Here is an 18,646-nt window from a genome sequence, read left to right on the forward strand (position 1 = left end):
TTTCGATTTTTTGACCGAGCTCATTGTACTACATCGCTGCTGTCCACTGTGATTGATCTGATTGTGAAGCTGTGATTTGCGACACATTGCCCATCATATTTCGTTCGACATCAATGTTCGCACCGAGGCTACTCGTAACCTGTAAACGACTGCCGAGTTCATCATAGGTACTCGCAATCCACTGATCATTTTGCCATTCTTTGATGACTTGCCCAGATGGATCTCGCTCTAGCTTGACAGTCATATGTTCATTGGTAGTTTCCAGTAACGATCCATTTTTATCATAGCCAAACGTTTCCCACGTGTCATCGTAATAATCAGCTCGAATGACATTGCCTATACTGTCATGTTGATACGCTGTCCAACGATCACCCGGACGATGAATTTTCTGCACCAAACCTGCCTGACTTCGCTCATACATTTTGGTCAACTTATCAAAGCTGGTTTCCTTGATGATGTTTCCTTTCGTATCACGTTCAAATTGGTATGCTTCGCCTTTTTCATTGATAACAGCGGTTAACTGCTCTTCTGCATCAAAGGTAAATGTGACATTCTTTCCACCACCTTGTTTACGGGAGGTTAAGCTGCCAAGAATCGTGTAGGCAAAGGAAACTTGCGTATGATTGTCTTTCGCCAATACAACATCGTCATAGGCATTGTACTGTAAGCAAACGTCGTTACCATTTTGATGAATCAAGTCGTAAAAGCCATAATCTGCAGAGAATAAGTTACTAAATACATCATAGCTAACTTAATCTGTGTTCTTGTCAGCTCATTCGTAACACTTCTTAACCGGTGATTCACTTCCCAATCATATAGAAAGACATATGTAAGAGCATTAAATACTCGCTTACATATGTCTTGATTAATTTTTATACTATATTTTCAATCTCTAAAAGAATACCTTTTGCATCTTCTATTAACTCTTCATCACACTCATGTTGAATGTATTCTTTAAGCACTTCTGCTGTTTCTGGAAATTCACACATACTCAAACTTGTTAATGAAGCTGTTTTAATTTCAACATCTTCTTCATAAAGTAAAGTCTTTAAAGCTGATACTAATTCTAAACAAGGATAATTAGCTGAAATCATTGCACACCAGTATCTTACACTGTAATGTTCACTTTTTAATGCTTCGATTAAATCAGCAATAACGTCTTCTTTTGAAAATTGTAAAATCACATCATCTACTAATTGATAAACACCAAAACCATCGATGTATCCGAATGAATTTAAAAATAATTCTATACATCTTTTATCAGGCACCTTTAAAAAATATTTTCTAACTTCATCATAGGAAGATATTAATTCTTCTGATAAATTTTCATCTGAAGGCATTGGTTGATGATCTTTTAAAAATTGCAATGCTAATTCTGTATCCATCTTCATCACCCTTTACATTTTATTGGTGGTTTCTTCAATTCTTCTTTATATAAAGCTTTATTTTGTTTAATCAGCTCTTTCAACTGTTGATTCACTAGTTTCCTATCATATCCTTCATCCAATAGTATCTTTCTTATATCAATTACATCAGCCGCTAAATGATTTCTTAACGCTCCTACACTTTTGTCAACTGGCTTTCTAAATGTGCGAGTTTTTTCATGTAAATCTTTACGCATATTTATCGTAATTCCTTTACCATGTGAAGTTGGGCTGAGAGCATTTTGTAAAGCATGATGTGGGGTATGTGTTTTATTTAGACCTGCTTTAACATTTGCACGATATGATGTATTATATGAACCTACAAATAAATCTTCACCAGCTTTTGGTAGTAGTCCAAATGGGTCAATCCAATTATTCGGGTCACCAACATAACCATAAAGCGTAGGATTCCCACCCGCAAGTCCAATCGGGTCTATTTGAGTATAATTCCCTTGTTCTGGATCGTAGTAACGGAATCGGTTATAATACAAACCAATTTCCATGTCTTCATATTGCCCCTGATAACGGAATGGAATGAAATCATGTTCACCTGTATATTCTTTCACTCGTCCATAACTATCAAGCTCAGCTGACCAAACTTGATTACCTTCTTCGTCATATGCTTCGACAGGCGTTCCTAGATAGTCACTAATAATACTGTAATTACCTTCACTCGTGATTTTTGCTGAAGGGACGAACCCATCATTAAACACCCAGGTGACTACATTATCCGGTATTTCTAATTTATTCTGTGGTTCAACTGGATCGTTCTCTAAGAAATACTCATGTAGAATCGTATTTCCATCCCACACGAATCTTGTTGTTTTTTCATTAGAACTCTTCTCAATCCGTCTACCTAATGAATCATACTTGAAAGTAACTTCCGTCTGATCTGGTTTGATGACCTTTGACATCATCCCATTGCCGTTATATTCGTATGTCCACGTATCCCCATTCTTTTCGACCTTCTGAACGAGATTTCCTTCTTCATCGTAAGAAAATGTTGCCTCGCTCGTTGCGAGTAACCTACTGCCGGCACCATAGACACGATCTGACTTTTCTTTCGTTTCATACAAATTCCCGACATCATCGACATTACGGTGTATGAAGTCGAATGGGTTGCCTTGATTTGACCAGATAAGATTGCTGAATTCGTCGTAGCCGTAAGTTGTTTGTCCGGCGGTTAACTCATTGACCATGGATTTTAGGCGGTGATTGACGTCCCAATTGTACACGCGTCTTCTTGTATGACGGTTTTGATTGCTTACTCGATGATTGGTCGGTCTACCTGTGACATCATACTGCCATTGACTGATGACGCCCCCGGGTAAGATTCGCTCGATTTCTTGGCCGAGTTCGTTGTACTGCATTGCGGCGGTCCATTGTGATTGATCTGATTGTGACGCTGTGATTTGCGCCACATTCCCCATCGTATTTCGTTCCACATCAATGTTGGCACCCAGGCTACTCGTAACTTGTAAACGACTGCCGAGTTCATCATAGCTACTCGCAATCCACTGGTCATTTTGCCATTCTTTGATGACTTGCCCAGATGGGTCTCGCTCTAGCTTGACAGTCATATGTTTATTGGCAGTCTCTAGTAACGATCCATTTTTATCATAGCCAAACGTTTCCCACGTGTCATCGTAGTAGTCAGCACGAATGACATTCCCTATACTGTCATGCTGATACGCTGTCCAACGATCACCCGGACGATGAATTTTCTGCACCAAACCTGCATGACTTCGTTCATACGTTTTGGTCAGCTCATCAAAGCCGATTTCCTTGATGATATTTCCTTTCGCATCACGTTCAAATTGGTACGCTTCGCCTTTTTCATTGACCACAGCCGTTAACTGCTCTTCTGTATCATAGGTGAACTCAACTTTCTTCCCACCTTGTTTTCGAGCCGTCAAGCTGCCAAGAATGGTGTAGGCAAAGGACACTTGCGTATGGTTGTCTTTCGCCAAAACCACATCGTCATAAGCATCATACTGCAATCGAACGTCGTTCCCATCTGACAGATTTGCGCGTACAAGTCGATTCAAGCGATCATAACCGAACTTTTCTGAGGCTCCTAGCGGATTCGTCGTGGTTGTGCAATTCCCCCGATGGTCATACGCCCAGGTTGAACTCGTCCCGTCTGGCAATGTCACTTGACGTAAGTTCAAATCATCATCATACGCTAATTTTACCATATGCCCTTGCGTATTCGTCACCGTTTCGATTAAATGATGCTCATTATAGGAAAACTCTGTTTTCGTACCATCTTCTAAAACATTCGCCTGTAATGTCCCATCCTCATTATACATCCACAGACGACTTCCACCCTCTGCATTAACAGCTTGAATCAGCCTATCCTGCTCATCATATTGTGAGGATACAGTACTGCCATCTGCAAGCGTAACCGTCACAGGATTTGCCCACTCATCGTAGCTAAACATCGTCACACGACCATCTTCATCAACTGCTTGGAGTAATTCAAAGTCGTCGTTATAGTCTTCACTGACTTCACTACCATCTGGATGTACAATTTTCGTACAAAGGTTATCTTCGTTAAAATAGTAAATACTCGTATGCCCTAAACTATTGGTAATTTCGTTATACTCCTCGTAATACGCAAGCTCACCAGCAAGGACATTCCCATCTCCCCATGTCTTGACCACGCGTGCACCCGTTGTGGGACCATCATATCGCCAGAAGAAGGAATTTTTATTGCGGTCTGTTTTTTGCATCATTAAGTGGTTGGTATAGCTGATATGCGTACTTTGCCCTAACGCATCTTGGATTTCGACTAAATCTTGAATGTCGTTGTACACATAGCGAACCAGCACTTCACGACTCATCTGGTGACACAAGGCGACTTCTGTCATTCTGCCTGCCTCATTGGTCGTCACCTCAAGCACTCTGCCGACACTGTCGGTTACTTGGGATAAGAAGCCTTTGAGATTATACGCAAATTGAATGTGATGGTCTTGTTCATTTTTCACTTCTTTTAAGCGATACTTCGTTTCGGTTGTTTGTTCAAATACATACATCAATCGTGTATCATGTTCAAACAAATGGTATTCCTCACCTGTATTGGTCAACGTCATTCTTTCTCGTTTATTAAAATACGGCAAGTTCACTGGCAATATTGGAAATCCTACCGCACGCCCATCCGTCACCACGATGCCAATCATGTCATCTTCTTCAAAAATCTCCAAAGCTAGATCATAGATGAAATGCATCCCATGACCTGTTAAGCCAACCCGGCTACTATCACTGTACCAAGCGCGTTCCCATGAAAGGGGAATTGGGCCAGGCAGTTCAAAATCGACGCCTTCATAAATCATACGTCCTGTGATTAAATCAACGGGTTCAAACCCTTTTTTACAAAACTTATCACTTAATCCTTTTGTACAATCAAATTTCTTTAATACTTGATGGTTTAATTTCGTTAGTTCGGTTTTGGCCAGCGCTTTCATCCCGTCTACTGCCTTTGAAACAGCTAGCACTTCATCCATCGATTGGATGACTTTATCCGCTGCGGTTTTCACACTCTTTGAGCCTTTGTTGGCGAGCGCTGTAACTGTATCTAGCGTCTTGGATACTTTCGTATACGCTGCTTTCATCCCTTTGGCTACTTTGGCTGCATCCGCTGCCTTATCCGCGGCTTTTGCAGTTTTTGCGGTTTTACTGGCGACTTTTGCCGCTTTATTGGCCATATAGCCTGCTTTTGCTGCATCCCCAACACCGGGAATAGCACCGACTAAGTTCATGGCTGCCCCCATGTAATCGCCTCGTGCTAAGCTAAGTCCCGCGTTTGCAACATCCGCAAAGGTACCGATAACAGGAATAAACCCAGCAACATCTAGTGCTAAACTAACGCCGTCCAAAATTTTGCTGAATAAGCCTTTCTTCTCTTTTTTCTGGGGTGCTTGTTGCGGGAAAATTACGTCAACTTTCCCCATAGCTGCGGTGGCTTCTGCATTTAACTTCGGGAGTTGACTTTGCTTCTCCGTCCCTTCTTGATCAATGAGCGTACTGATTAACTGAGTATCAGCCGCAAGGATAATATGACTGCTCTCTTGCGCTGAAATGGCAATCCACTCTTCTGCCTCCATGGACAACTCTTTCATCCCACTCATGTCGAGTGTTTCATCCGCCGCTATCATGATCGTACTGTCGCTCAGAAACGTCACACCTTCGCCATCATCCATCTGGACTTCCAATACCCCTTCTACTGAACTAAAGGTAATGTCGCCCACACCTAATGTCATATCTTTTCCAGCAGTAGTTGCCAATGACTTAACTGTAGAATCCGCCATTTTCTTCGTTGACTGCTGCTTCCCCTCTGATGAAACTGAATCGACACGCACCGAGCTAATGACGATAGCCTCTTCTTCGACCGCACTTAGAAAGTGCAATTGCGCACGTGCACCTATTTGAGGCATTAAATACATCACGCTATTGGCATCTGCAGAATAAGCAAACCAATGCGCTTTTGCTTTCTCTTGCTTTTTATCTATATCTAAATGCATTTTAACAGTGTTTTGCGTAACATCTATTATTTTCCCTGTAAATGCTGCACCAATGAGATCTTCATTGCGTACCAATCGCTGACGAATACTTTTCGCTGGTTGTGCAGTATAGTGAAACTTCAATACACCACCATCAAGATAGATTTCCCGCACCGTTATGATATAGGATTTCCCCTTAGATTGTACCAACGTGCCCAACTCATAGGCTTCCGTGCTTTCAAACGCACAAAAAGTATAATCGGCTTCGCTCACATCTGTACCATCATTTTCAGTAATCATCCGATAGTCATCTACATCCATACGTAAGGCAGAAGGCAGATCGTCGATTGTTATGCTTTTCCTCCCCTGAGGTGTACCTAGCCAAAATCGAGCGCCCTTCCCTTGTAAATCAGGAAAAACAACCGCCTGCAACCGGGAGGCCATTCTTTTGATGAATTCCCAATCGGTTTCCATATATTGAATCGAAATATGCTCAATGGCCTGCCCGTTAGAAGCACGGTCGATGTAATCTCCCTGAGGATAGGCACTTACGATGTTGTTCATTAACTCTACATACGTCATAGTCGTATCCTGAAAAGAACGTGAGCGCTTCACAATATCCATATTTGCGGTAAATGAGACCGCCTCAACTACAACATAGTGCACGCCTTGCACTGCCTGCAACTCCGCATTTTCAATTCTTCCTGAGAATAATACGTCTCTCTGTCGTCCGAATTTCACAACGACTTCATCTGTATGACTGACTTGCTGAATATAATTTTGCGCCCGCTCTTCCGCAATCATACCCGTAAAGTACAATCGCGCATGGTCATTGCCTCTTTGCTTGATGGTTAATTTATCTAAATGGATAAGTGGATAAGGCCATATGAGCTCAATATCCTCATACGTACTAACGATATGTACGTCTTTTTCTCCAAGCGTTTTCAATTACTTACCTCCTTTCATACAATCTCCTCTTTAAAAGCCTTGTATCGGTATGTCCAACTCCTCTTGCCCATCATGAACAATATCGATTTTGCCTCCACCCGCTGAACATTGCGTATGACAGCGATTTAGCAACGCTTGCTTCCCTTCGATATTGACATTTTCCATCCCTTCCAGCCAATCAATGGAGCATGCAGGCGTACACGGTTTTTTCAACTGTAAGCAGACGCCAAAGGTTGGGATATTTTCAGGGGTTCGATCTCCGACATTCATCACGGCCTTCCCCTTAATATAAACACCATGATCCTGCGGTAAGTTTAAATAATTCAGATGGCTTCCATGCTCACAGCTAATGATTGCTCCGTGTACCACATAACTAAATTGCTCCTGTTCCGCACTTTCCGTTTCTAAATTTTCCACAACCTGAGCCATTAAACATCTTCCTTTCATAATGTTTTAGAGTAATTTAGCAGACAGATTCTATCGTTTCTCTAGCTTTACTCGCTGCAATTGGATTCCAAGAAAGGGTCGTCGCAGCATACTTTCTGCCACCTCTAAATTGACGATAGTGAAGGATTCCTTTTTGCCGTCGACTTGAAAAATACAATCCAGCTCCACCTTCTTCGGGTCAATCACGAGCTCCATCAGTTGTCCGTCTGGATAATAAGTCGCCTCATGGGAAATGCAGTTCTTCCTCGCAATATCCATCAGCCAATGCACACGCTGTGTACCTTTCCCTACATCCGTAAACACAATGGCTGTAAAATCTAAGTTATCCTCATATTTTGCTAGCAGCTCTTTCAAATCATCAGACACGATTCTTCGAGGCTTCTCCAAATAATCCAGATAAATCGCATTCTCTTTCTCTACCACTTCTCCGAATACAGACGAACAGACAAAATCATCATCGAGGTCTGTCTTAAAAGGAATGATTGGTTTTGTAATGCTCTGATCTTGCCGAACAATAAAATACTCCATCTTTTCCTCCCATAATTATAAGTTCCCTCTAATCTCCAGCGAAGGCGCCCTAACGGGGTAGCCAACCGAACAACAAAGGGTTCGGTTTGTGTAATTTTTGCGTACTTTGCAAAAATTACACAGTTAATGATAAGGTGTGACTCTAAAATATCCCTTTACCTTCGCAAGAGGCATCCCCTAGCGCCGAGCGTTGTTACTAGGATTCTTTAGTTCAGCATATATAATAATTTTTGACAAAATCACACTATCGTAGTTAAAGAATCCACTGAATGCCTTCTATCTGCTCTGGGCTAAATAGACATTTCTCCTGATCGCGTTGAAAGAAGGTAGCCCCTTTCAAATTGGCACCTGTAAAATTGGCACCTGCAATTTGTGCAAATTCAAACCTTGCATTTTCCAAATTTGCATAACTGAAATCAGTTCCTAGATAACCCGCAATCACAGCATCAGATAGCACCAGCATTTGTCCCTGTGCATGCGTAAAATTAGCACCTGCTAAATTGGCATTTCGAAAATCAGCATCTTGAATGACTCCATAGGAAAAATCAACATTGGCTAACTCACAATCTACAAAACTAGTGCCCATGCAAATACTTTGTTTCAACGAAGCACCTGCTAAGTCACTGCCGTTGAAATTCGCATAGGAAAAGTCTAGTTGGTTAAAATGTTTCTGCTGTAATTGTAGGTTTGAGAAGTTTTCAAATGTATACGATTTGTCCGTCTCTTGTTTGTCTAACCATGCAAGAAGGCTTTTTTCCTCCCGTTCCCGTTCGTCAATGATGCCTACATCTTCACTAAACCCTTTATATTCCCCGACGCGAAATCGTAAGCACGCCGCTCGTTGAAAATCTAATTCAGGTACGCTGTCTTGTTGATAGCGAAAGAGATAGCGTACCAATTGAATGATATACTGATGAAACAGGATCACTGTCTGTTGAATGATTCCTCGAATGTCAGCTGCTTGGATGGTGAGATAAGGTTTTCTTTCTTTTTCAAGCGTTTTTTGTAAATCTATCATCGCCTCACTCAGCCATTCCGCTTCATACCGTGCCGTACATTCTCCCCAACCGTAATACCATGTTTCGCCATATGCTTCTAACAAATACGTACACTTGTTTTCTAGTAATGATGTTCGCAGCAATGAGAGATGAATAAAGGCAACTGGTCCTAACTTTTCTTGGGCTTGCTGATTTCTACTATTTGCAAACAGCTCTTCAAGTGAGTCAATGATTGGCTGTAGCAAACCTTCCTTCTCTTGGCGAAACTGTCGATCAATCTTCTCTTGTAACCGGCTGACATGAACTGACACGCATTCATCCATAAAATGCTGCAATGCTTCTTCTCGTTTCATGCACCCACATCCTCATTAATTTGCTCGTACTTCTGTTCCTTTAATCTCCATTTTGTCTTCCATCTTGATTGAATTGTCTTTACAAATCATCTCTATTTTCTCGTTCGCATTGATCATAATTTGTTTTGCATTAATGACGACTTTCTCTGTTGCTTGTATATTAATATTTTTATCACTTATTATGGATATTCCATTATCATCCATTAGTGTAATCATCAATCCTCCACCAGATATAACAATCCGATCCGGTGCAAGTAAAATTTGTTTACCATGCTTCGTTCGAAGTGTTTTTACATCTGGATCAGCCATCCGCCCTGGATCTTGGCGATTATCCTCTGGTGGTGTCGCACCTGATTGACCACCTTGGCTGGCTGGATTACTTGCTGCCAACATCGCACCTGATTGCGGAGGCGCTTTGGATACGGAACTAACTGCAATTCCTTCATTCTCACGATTGCTTGGGAAGTAAATTCTCACATTGTCAGATAGCTCCGGCATGAAATACCATCCCGTATTGTCTTCTGATGCATAAATCGTTGAGTAGGGAAACCAATAGGCCGTATCTTTTTCTTGCCCTTCATCGAAATCGACATAAATGCGAATTTTGTCTCCTGCAACATCAATTACTTTACCTTGAATAGAGGCACCAATAATGGCTTGATTATAGGTCGTGTGGACACTGAAACCGTTCTGAGGTGTTAACGTATAAATATGCTTGAGTAAACCATCTTTTAACGTTGAGAAGATTTTATATACATATAATTTTTTAGATTGGAAAGTAACTTCATTGCCTATTTTGAATGGCTGAATCGATTCTACTTCATAGTACATATAGTCACTATCGGTAATACCGTCGAGATGATTTTTACTTGAAACAAGGAAGTTGCCGATCGCCTTTTTAACTCGATAATTGATGGCCTTCATTTCCTTTATGCCCCCAGCTTGAAACGGTACACCAAAGTAAAACTTGGCAGTCGGGTGAACCGTGTCTGGCACCAAGCCTGTATGAAATCGTGACGCCATTCGTTTAAGAAATTCCCAATCTGTCTCTAAATATTGCATCGTGAAGCTACCAAGAGTAGCCCCCTCTGTCACATAATCCATAAAATCTGCACCTGGTTGATCGGCAATACAGGCATCTATTAATTCACCATATGACATACGCGCATTTTGATAGGTTTGGTTTTTCTTCTTAACATCTAGCACATACGTATGTGAAACCGCTGTAACCTCTAAATAATAGGTACCCATAACCGTTTTCACTTGTACTTCTACTGCCAACCCATTAAAAATAGGAATCGTTTTTCCATCGCTGCCAATCTGTAATACTTCAATAGCCGTTTCTGCATCTGTCATATATACATAAGAATCTTCGAGTTCTTCTGGTATCAAGCCCGTTAAATGCAATGTAGCATGCTCATTCATTTGTTGTGTGATTTCGATTTGACTGACACGAATATTATAGGGCATCACAATCATATCTTTATACGTTAAGGCCGTTTCCTTCCCTGTTTGAATGTCATACTTCCAATCCATCAGACAACACCTTCTTTATCATAATTTATTTTCGATTGAGACAGATTCTAGCATGCCGTAAGCAATGGGTTTCCAAATATTCATCTCTTTTTTTAAACAATTAATGGAGCCCATCGTCACATTCTCGCCTACCATAAACAAGAACATTAAATTATAAATCTTGTCATCTAATGCTGGCGTGATGAAATCAAAATAGCCTATTTGTACACCGTTAACTTCTTTTATGCCAATATCCAACATATCTGCGCTTGGCTGTAATTTATGAAGCATCGTCATCATGGTCTGTGTGAACTCTTCTAATTCCTCCGCTTTAATCTGCTGCTCCATGATTTTCATCGTGACGTTGATGGATGTACTCTCGCTTGTATAGATATACTCCGGTCTACGGCTGGATGGATATTTAATATCCATTAATTCAGGTTCCATCACTTCAAATGTTGCCGGAATACACATCCGAATTTTATTCTCATAAAGACTGATTTCCGTAAAGTCCATTTTGTCATCTTCAATCATTAACTGACCTTCTTTAATCGCTTTCGCAATGTCAGTATGTAACAATTGATTGTCAATGTTCTCCAGTCGCTTCTTCTGCCTTGCCTGTTTCGTCATCCCGATAATTTCTTCATCCATGAAACTCATTTTTTCACTCTCCTTTATTTCAATTCATTACGTTATTCGACAATCATTTGACGAGGTCTACGACTGCTCTGCTCCGATGTAGATCGATTCCATCCTTTACCTTCTTGCAATACACGACTTAAATAATGATGAATCTGTTCATTGGTATACTCGCGATACCCCTTACCTAGCCTATTAGCTAAATAATAGTAAATGACCTCTCGCTGAATTCGATCCTGATTTAAGCATTGCAAGGCAAAAGAAATATCATACGCATTGGAAGGCATGCTGCTAAGCAGTTCTTTGGCAAAGTATTGCAAGATGAGCGGATGAAAAGTTGTTGTTTGAAAACCAGCATATTGACAATAGATTGTATTGACCGTATTGTACTCCGTAGCAAAATCTTGAAAGTCTTCATACACAGAGCGTAGTCTTGCGCCTGGTTTTAGTTTAAAGCGCCCTAATTCAAGTTCGTTTTCCGCAACCTGTAGGACATCATCGAGAAGCACATCTGTCGAATAGGCTATAAAGTCAGACGACTGCTGCTCCTCATGAAACCTAATTTTCACAAGCGTTTCCCTACCTACAGCGTGATAAGGGAGTAGGTAGTCGGCATCCAGCATATACACGCGACCATTGTGTTTCACGATTCCTTTCGTAATCACAAGGTTCGTTTCCTCCACAACAATTTGAGCCCCTGCAATGATGCCATCTGAATAATCTTGGAAATAGATTTCCGTCATGTTGCGCGGATAATCCCTCAGATTCTCTAGCATTTCTCTCTTCAATACTCTCCCCTTTTGAAAATCAGGAACGATATGATAAAACAACGTCAGCCCACCTCCTTAAACACTTTTCTCTACACGCTGAACAATACATTCTATGTAATCTTCGGCTCCCCCAAGGAAGGATAATAGTTCAATCCTTCCCAAGCGCCGAAGCGTATTCAATGGGCACTCTCTAGCCCTACTTCAACCCATCAAAGAAATCCAACTCTGACAAATCGGTTTCAAAAGCAAAGAACTCCTTCGTTCCTAAATACAACTGCTCATTTCTTCTAGCTATCGGCACGACATGGAAGCCCCAATGATCTTCTCCAGCAAAAACAAAAAACTTCACTTCACCGTTAACGATTGAATCCGTTTCATTTTGTGGAATTTTCTCTTGATACTGTTTCGCAATATTCTCATACAATACCGGGGCATAGTTTTCTACGCGGCTTAAATAGATATACTTATAAGCCGTAGTATTCTCACTTCCCTGCAAGAAAAATTCAACCTCCGCTACACCCCAAGGGCGAGAAATTGACCCGTGAATCTGATTGAGCCTTTCCAAACTACTGATTAAAATCTTTTCTTGTCGATTATGCGTGAACGCACTCACTGCGTAAGGAACAATCGGAGCGTGATTCGTAATATTCGTTTCAATCATGCCTATCTTTTTAGCATTCAGATATCGAATCGCCCCTCTAAGACAAGCGAGCTTCAAGTCTGGAACTTGCCCGATATCTTCAGCTTTCTGCCTAAATTCAATACTTCGACCTGGCACAAATTCCTTCAAAGCTTCTTTAAAGACATCGATTTTACATGATTGACCCGTCAGCTTAATAATCGAATACTCCGCCAACTCTCCAGTCTGATAAAACTCCTCTAAAAATCCTCTGACAATATCATAGATATCAGCTTTGATTAAATGATTAATTTCCTTAATATTGAAAATGACATTTGGATAGTCATACACGTCTCTAAATTGATGATCCTCTACTAATGATAAGCACCAGCGTTCAACCGCGGTCACATTTAAGTCACTATCCTGCTGGTGGGCTCCAGCTCCAGCTTCAGCATTAAATCGATTTCTTAACATACCCGTCTTACGGAAAAACTCCTTCTTCATTTCTTCTGCCATTTCCCACAAAAAATAATAGTTATTTCTTACGCGTAAATACTCATCACGCGTTCTATTTTCATATTCTCTAAAGCGTGTAGGTATAATTTCCTCCGCTTCAACAAAAGCCGCTTCGAACTGTTCGTACACCGCTTCACGTCCAAATTCATCGACATGCCTAAAAATATCTTTACCAGGAATATCAATGAGCAAATCAATATCAAAAATACTCTTGCCCCGACTGTAATAGTCAGCAAAAACAATTTTCATAAATTGAAAAATTCGATACGTAATATTATTGCCGCCGAAATTGGTATCCCCATTTTCATAAGTCGTATGAATATCAATCTTATAAGAAATATGTCCATCCTCTATACGGAATTTACAAGAGGAAAGATCCGTCGTCCCTCCTCCACAATCAATAACAAGCGCTTTGTACTCCTCGCCATCCATGAAACTATCGTTTTCTATTTGGTTAGCAATTGTATTATAAAGCACAGCCATTCCTTCATCGAGCGCATAGTCGGACTCTATCTTATACTCCGGTAAAATATGATTGAACATCCCTATAAATTGAGTTTTCATCTTTACAGGACTAGAGATATGCAGGTGCTTGAAACGGCATTTAAACTGGTGCTCCGCAGTACGTATGATATAGAGGAGAAACTCCCTTAAAATTTGGGTTCTAGGCACTACTGCTGTATTTCCACGTCCATCTACTACCTCTTCGAGCTTCGCATAATTATTCACCCATCTTTTGATGCCTTGAAAATGACTAGCTATGCTTGTATAGCCAGACTTCTTCATGCCCTGTAACGCATCATAGCCAAAATGATAGCTTATCTTATTAGGATCGGAACAATCAGCCACGCTCATAATAGTAGGGACTATTTCTATCCACTCATCCTGGTGGACTCGATTCGGAAAAGTAACAAAGTTAATGTTATTTAACCGAATTCTTTGATTCAATAGGTCATGACTACACGGAGACGATACGTACTCACTATCCAAATAAACACCAGCCGTTGTATTCGTCGTCCCAAAGTCAATAGCCAAAATGGCATTCGTTGTTTCAAGCTGTTTTATTTCCAAGTCTGGAATCGGTATTTTATAGTAATGGAGATTGATCGGAGGGAGCGGTTTTTCTTGATAATAGGTTTTATAAATGTACTCTGAGTCCTGCTTTTTCAAAAATATAAAACTGTAGTTTTTGTTTTTCGTATCCCTGATTCCTATTTCTTTTTCGGCAGTAAAATAATAGCGATTCGGCTGCTGAAAATCTTTTACTAAATTGAAAATCCCACATAACTCAAGCTGATCGTTGACCAATAACACATTCGATTCTACGAGTCGTCCCCCAGCCTCAACGAAATACTTATCCAACTCATCAATTTTCATCCCCGCATAAATGCTCATCTTGGCTGGTGTTTTTATGTCACCATTATCTGAGAGCAAGGTATTTAAGTAATTTTGAATCGCTCCTTCTACTCGCTCAAAGCCGCCCTCTTTCTTTTCCTTGATGAGTAGACTTTCTTCGGCTCCCCGATACTTAATAATCGTTCGAATCAAACTTTCACGATCTAAAGGATTGATGAGGCTAGTGACAAGCTTCTCTTTGTGACAAATATTCCTTAGCTCAAATGTTGTCATGCCCATTAATGCTTCACGCGTATACTTCGCCAATTTTTTGTCGTGTATTTTTTTGTTCGAATGTAGTTTATATGAGTAAACAGTCATTTACTTTCTCCCCCTGTCTGCCATTGGTGCTCAGTAAAGTGCAATCTTATCCAGTTGCATTGTCTCCTCTACGTCAATAATGCCAAAGTGCTGTTGCCAGTAAATCTCTGTGTGAAATCGAATTGGAAGAAATATCTCTAAAATCAGGTCAACTTTTGATTGTGTAATGGCACATTTCTCTTGTCCAATATAAATAAGCAACTCATCTTTCACTTCACATTTGAGATAAATGATGCAGTCCTTAAACATTTTTTTCATCGTATCCTTCAGCAAGTAAATTTCTTCTCCTGTCTGATACAGTCTTAAAATATTCGCGGCGATCTGCTCTTTCTCCCTTTGCGTAAACCCAATCATCTTACTTTTCACGCTGTTGCCAAATGTAGCATCCTCAATATCCTTTAAGACAAATCGAACATAGTAATCGTGTTTGTTCATCCCTTGCACTCGATCAATGTCCGCCAAAAAGTGGAGAAGTAGATCAAAAAAAATAGTTTTAAATTCTTCTTCTCCCTGAGCTTCAGGAGGAAAAAGATCTTTAAAAATTTCGTAGTAGCGATAATATGGATTGACCTCGACTATCTGATCAATCGTCTGTGTATTAATCATTTCGTTGCTCAATTCCATGTATGGAGAATAAGTATCCGCAGGGATAAATTGAATCTCCTGTTTTCCTGAGCCTTCGTTTTCAGCCTTTATTAACAAGTCCCAAATATAATTCATAACCAGCTACCCTCACATCTATATTCTGAGAAGTATCTTTGAACTTCTGAAACGAGAAAACTCATTATGTCATTTGAGATAAAGGTAATCGCTTCACGCGGCCTAAATAGTAGAGTCATGACTTCCTTATTACTGTCATCACCAATATGATCGCTTATAAAAGGATTCATAGGATAGCATTCCCTCTCAGCTAGCCGTCTATCTCTTATTTCCACATCAACCAATTCGACAGATTGAGATACTTCAAAGGAATTGACCATGCGGATGATTTCTCCCTTCGTTTTCACGAGCACAGCCTGCTTATGCACATATTTGTTGCTAAAACGATTGACTCTTCGATTAGACACCAGCTCATAGTTCAAGCTACCGACCTGATTTCTATCAAACTTCGTTATTTTAAGTAACTTCCATATTCCTGACTTTTCCCGTGGACAGACAATTGTGATCTCATTGTCTGAACGTTTAATATAACGAATACTGTCCCCTTCCACGTCAACAAGATAGCCATGCGCAATACCTGTTTTACGAATCGACAGCACATGCTCATAGTTCACCTTGTCCACTGCGGGCATTGGGAATCCTATATTTTTAATGTCGATTTTTTTAATATTCCATAATAGAATCATATCGAATCGTTTTTTCTCTTCGAATTCCTCAAAGTCAATCGTCACGTCAACAATTTCTTCCTCTGTATTAAATTGCGGACAATCTATAACTACCACATCAAAAAACTTATAAGCAAAGGGATTATTAACTGTTTTCCAAGCAAGCCCATTGGTTTGAAAAATATGATATAGTTTTTCCATCTCTTGAATATAGCTGTTGTTTTGCTGCAAGCTTACCTGGATATCATAATGGCCATCTGTTGTGAGGATACGTCCTGCGAAAGCCCTTTGATGAGTCAGCAAGGTCTTGATTTCAGAAAAGTCTGACTCCAAAAAGATTGTCAAGAGGGTAACCTCTTCCTTTTTCCTTAACGAATCGAGCGTTTCCTCGTTATTGAGTGTCTTTGCCTCCAAATCAGATGGAATCATCGGGTATAGAGATTCATGAATCGGATCAATGTCTTCTTTTGCGCACAAAGTGACATAGATATCATGGTTGTCCTCCCAGTCTTCTATTTCATTAAACACGCGGTCCTCTAATTTCCGATTCATCTCTTCTTGATACTCCACCAAATTCATAAAAACTCCGCTCACAATGTCCTTTAGCAATTGGCGCTGTTCAAGATCCTCTATCTTACGTAGTCTATCTGCTACAAACTCTTTCACTAGCGTAATCCCTCCTTACATTCCATCAACATCTGAAGGCTGGTTTTCCTCAATCAGTTCATTGTACAATTCACTAGGTGGTTCATTCGGTACAACCTGTGGAGCTGGAACTGGTGGAGGATTTAACTTTTCCTTAGCATTCATGATCTTACGTTCAACGCTCAAGACTTTTGCAAGTAAGTCTGTCTCCTGAAAAATTTCTTGTGCAAGCGTGTAGGATTCAATAGCCTTGGTAAAGTCTTGGCCGTCATAACTGCGGTCTCCACTTTTCTCCAAAACCTCTGCTTTCAATTCCTGTTGTGCCCTCTTTAATTCAGCTATTTTCTCTTTTGCCTCATCTATTTTCACCTTGATGTCCGATTCGCCACCATAGGATATATCGAGTGCTTGCTTTCTAGCTTTCTCATAGATGGTCAGTGCTCCACTATAATCCTCCGCCTCAAAACGGAAATCCCCTGCTTTGACAGCGTCCAGAATTTGAACAACCGCATCCATATTCGTAATCCGTAGTTCGACTTCCTCTGTACCAAAGTTTTGGATTTGTTTTCCTTCTTTTAAAGCCTTTTCATACATTGTGATGGCTTCCGTTAGATTTCCTTCCTGCGCTTCACTATCTCCGCCGATGATGAGCTGAGTTATTCTTAGTTTTTTAGCTAATAAGCTTCTATGTATTGGGTTTTTCACCTTTTTAGCAGCATTTCGCCCTTCACTAAATTCCTTTAGCGCGCCGTCATAGTTCCCATCATCGAAATACAGATTTCCAGTCTTCTCATGCTCAAGCATCTCAGCCGTAATTTCAGCTGCTTTTTTAGCTTCTTTTACTTTATAAAAAATCGTTCCGCCTCCAACTAATAGCAGTAGAAATAGCGAAATAATAATGAGTTTAATCGTTTTCATTGTTTTCTTTTTATTTTCTAAATAGACCTTATTCGCAAAAATAGCAACCATTGTATAGTTTTGAATGATTTTTTTTTGTCTACTTAAGAGAACCTCTTCCAGGACATCCGTATATTGTCCTGGTTCTGTTACGCCCTCTAAAGCATCGGCCATTTCAAGCTCACTAACTTCTTCCCATAGACCAGAGGTACAAAGTAGTAATGCATCTCCATCCATCAGCTTTATCTTCTTTGAAACAAAGGGTTGAAATGCATTTGGTTTTCCGAGATAGTTTAAAAGGTTGTTTCTCTCCTCGTGGTGGTCAATCCCCAAAGAATAGTCTGGTCCATTGAGCAATTCGCGCGCTAGACTTTGGTCATTGCTCTGATAAAACAATCGTCCATTTCTAAAATGATACAGTCTAGAATTCCCCGCAACAGCACAGATTATTTTAGAATAATCCGACACAACCATCACAATGCTTGCTTTCAATCTCACTCTGATGCTTTGTGCCTGCAATACCTCTTGCGCGTTATTTATGTATTTCTTAATTCTAGATCGAGACATAGACGGTTTTTCCATAAATTTTTCCAATATAGCTTTTACCGCTAACTCAGCACTATTGACTTCCCGATCAGAGTCTAATCCTTTCACAACGACCCAGCAGGCTACGTCATCAAGCTCCATATAAGCAAAGTAATCTTTATTTTGAATAAAAGAACCTGCCTCGGATAAAAAGCTTGTTTTGAACTCACTATTATCCTTCCTCATTCATATCCCCCTCATACCGCTTACTATCATGTT

Annotated in this window: 13 protein-coding genes; all 13 read right to left on the bottom strand. The window is 40.3% G+C overall.

Annotation, left to right across the window (positions count from 1 at the left end):
• Nucleotides 1–28: 28 nt before the first annotated feature.
• A complete protein-coding gene (locus N1I80_RS15060) occupies nucleotides 29–697 on the bottom strand; it encodes a hypothetical protein (protein WP_340738671.1) in 669 nt (222 codons plus the stop codon).
• Nucleotides 698–872: 175 nt separating this feature from the next.
• The gene (locus N1I80_RS15065) at nucleotides 873–1,385 is read right to left on the bottom strand and encodes a HEAT repeat domain-containing protein (protein WP_340738672.1); all 513 of its coding nucleotides are present in this window, start codon (nucleotides 1,383–1,385) and stop codon (nucleotides 873–875) included.
• 5 nt (nucleotides 1,386–1,390) lie between these two features.
• On the bottom strand, nucleotides 1,391–6,874 hold the full coding sequence (locus N1I80_RS15070; protein WP_340738673.1) for an RHS repeat-associated core domain-containing protein: 5,484 nt from the start codon (nucleotides 6,872–6,874) through the stop codon (nucleotides 1,391–1,393).
• 30 nt (nucleotides 6,875–6,904) lie between these two features.
• Entirely contained in the window at nucleotides 6,905–7,303 is a 399-nt protein-coding gene (locus N1I80_RS15075) for a DUF4280 domain-containing protein (RefSeq protein ID WP_340738674.1), read from the bottom strand.
• A gap of 48 nt (nucleotides 7,304–7,351) precedes the next feature.
• The gene (locus tag N1I80_RS15080) at nucleotides 7,352–7,849 is read right to left on the bottom strand and encodes a hypothetical protein (RefSeq protein WP_340738675.1); all 498 of its coding nucleotides are present in this window, start codon (nucleotides 7,847–7,849) and stop codon (nucleotides 7,352–7,354) included.
• Nucleotides 7,850–8,102: 253 nt separating this feature from the next.
• Complete coding sequence (locus tag N1I80_RS15085) at nucleotides 8,103–9,200, bottom strand: pentapeptide repeat-containing protein (protein WP_340738676.1); 1,098 nt, start codon at nucleotides 9,198–9,200, stop codon at nucleotides 8,103–8,105.
• 15 nt (nucleotides 9,201–9,215) lie between these two features.
• Nucleotides 9,216–10,736 (bottom strand): phage baseplate assembly protein V, encoded by a 1,521-nt coding sequence (locus N1I80_RS15090; RefSeq protein ID WP_340738677.1) that lies wholly within the window; start codon nucleotides 10,734–10,736, stop codon nucleotides 9,216–9,218.
• 18 nt (nucleotides 10,737–10,754) lie between these two features.
• Complete coding sequence (locus tag N1I80_RS15095) at nucleotides 10,755–11,375, bottom strand: hypothetical protein (protein ID WP_340738678.1); 621 nt, start codon at nucleotides 11,373–11,375, stop codon at nucleotides 10,755–10,757.
• A 32-nt stretch (nucleotides 11,376–11,407) separates the two neighbouring features.
• Nucleotides 11,408–12,184: a DNA and RNA helicase gene (locus tag N1I80_RS15100; protein WP_340738679.1), complete on the bottom strand. Its 777-nt coding sequence runs from the start codon at nucleotides 12,182–12,184 to the stop codon at nucleotides 11,408–11,410.
• 136 nt (nucleotides 12,185–12,320) lie between these two features.
• Nucleotides 12,321–14,975, bottom strand: coding sequence for a molecular chaperone (locus N1I80_RS15105; protein WP_340738680.1), 2,655 nt, complete (start codon nucleotides 14,973–14,975; stop codon nucleotides 12,321–12,323).
• A 30-nt stretch (nucleotides 14,976–15,005) separates the two neighbouring features.
• Nucleotides 15,006–15,695 carry an iron-dependent peroxidase gene (locus N1I80_RS15110; protein WP_340738681.1) on the bottom strand — a complete coding sequence of 230 codons (690 nt, stop codon included), beginning with the start codon at nucleotides 15,693–15,695 and terminating at the stop codon, nucleotides 15,006–15,008.
• Entirely contained in the window at nucleotides 15,692–16,966 is a 1,275-nt protein-coding gene (locus N1I80_RS15115) for a normocyte-binding protein (RefSeq protein WP_340738682.1), read from the bottom strand. Before N1I80_RS15115 ends, N1I80_RS15110 begins: the two co-directional genes overlap by 4 nt.
• Nucleotides 16,967–16,981: 15 nt before the next feature.
• Nucleotides 16,982–18,613: a PP2C family protein-serine/threonine phosphatase gene (locus N1I80_RS15120; protein WP_340738683.1), complete on the bottom strand. Its 1,632-nt coding sequence runs from the start codon at nucleotides 18,611–18,613 to the stop codon at nucleotides 16,982–16,984.
• Nucleotides 18,614–18,646: the final 33 nt, after the last annotated feature.

This window comes from Sporosarcina sp. FSL K6-3457 (genome assembly GCF_038007285.1).
Classification (GTDB): Bacteria; Bacillota; Bacilli; order Bacillales_A; family Planococcaceae; genus Sporosarcina.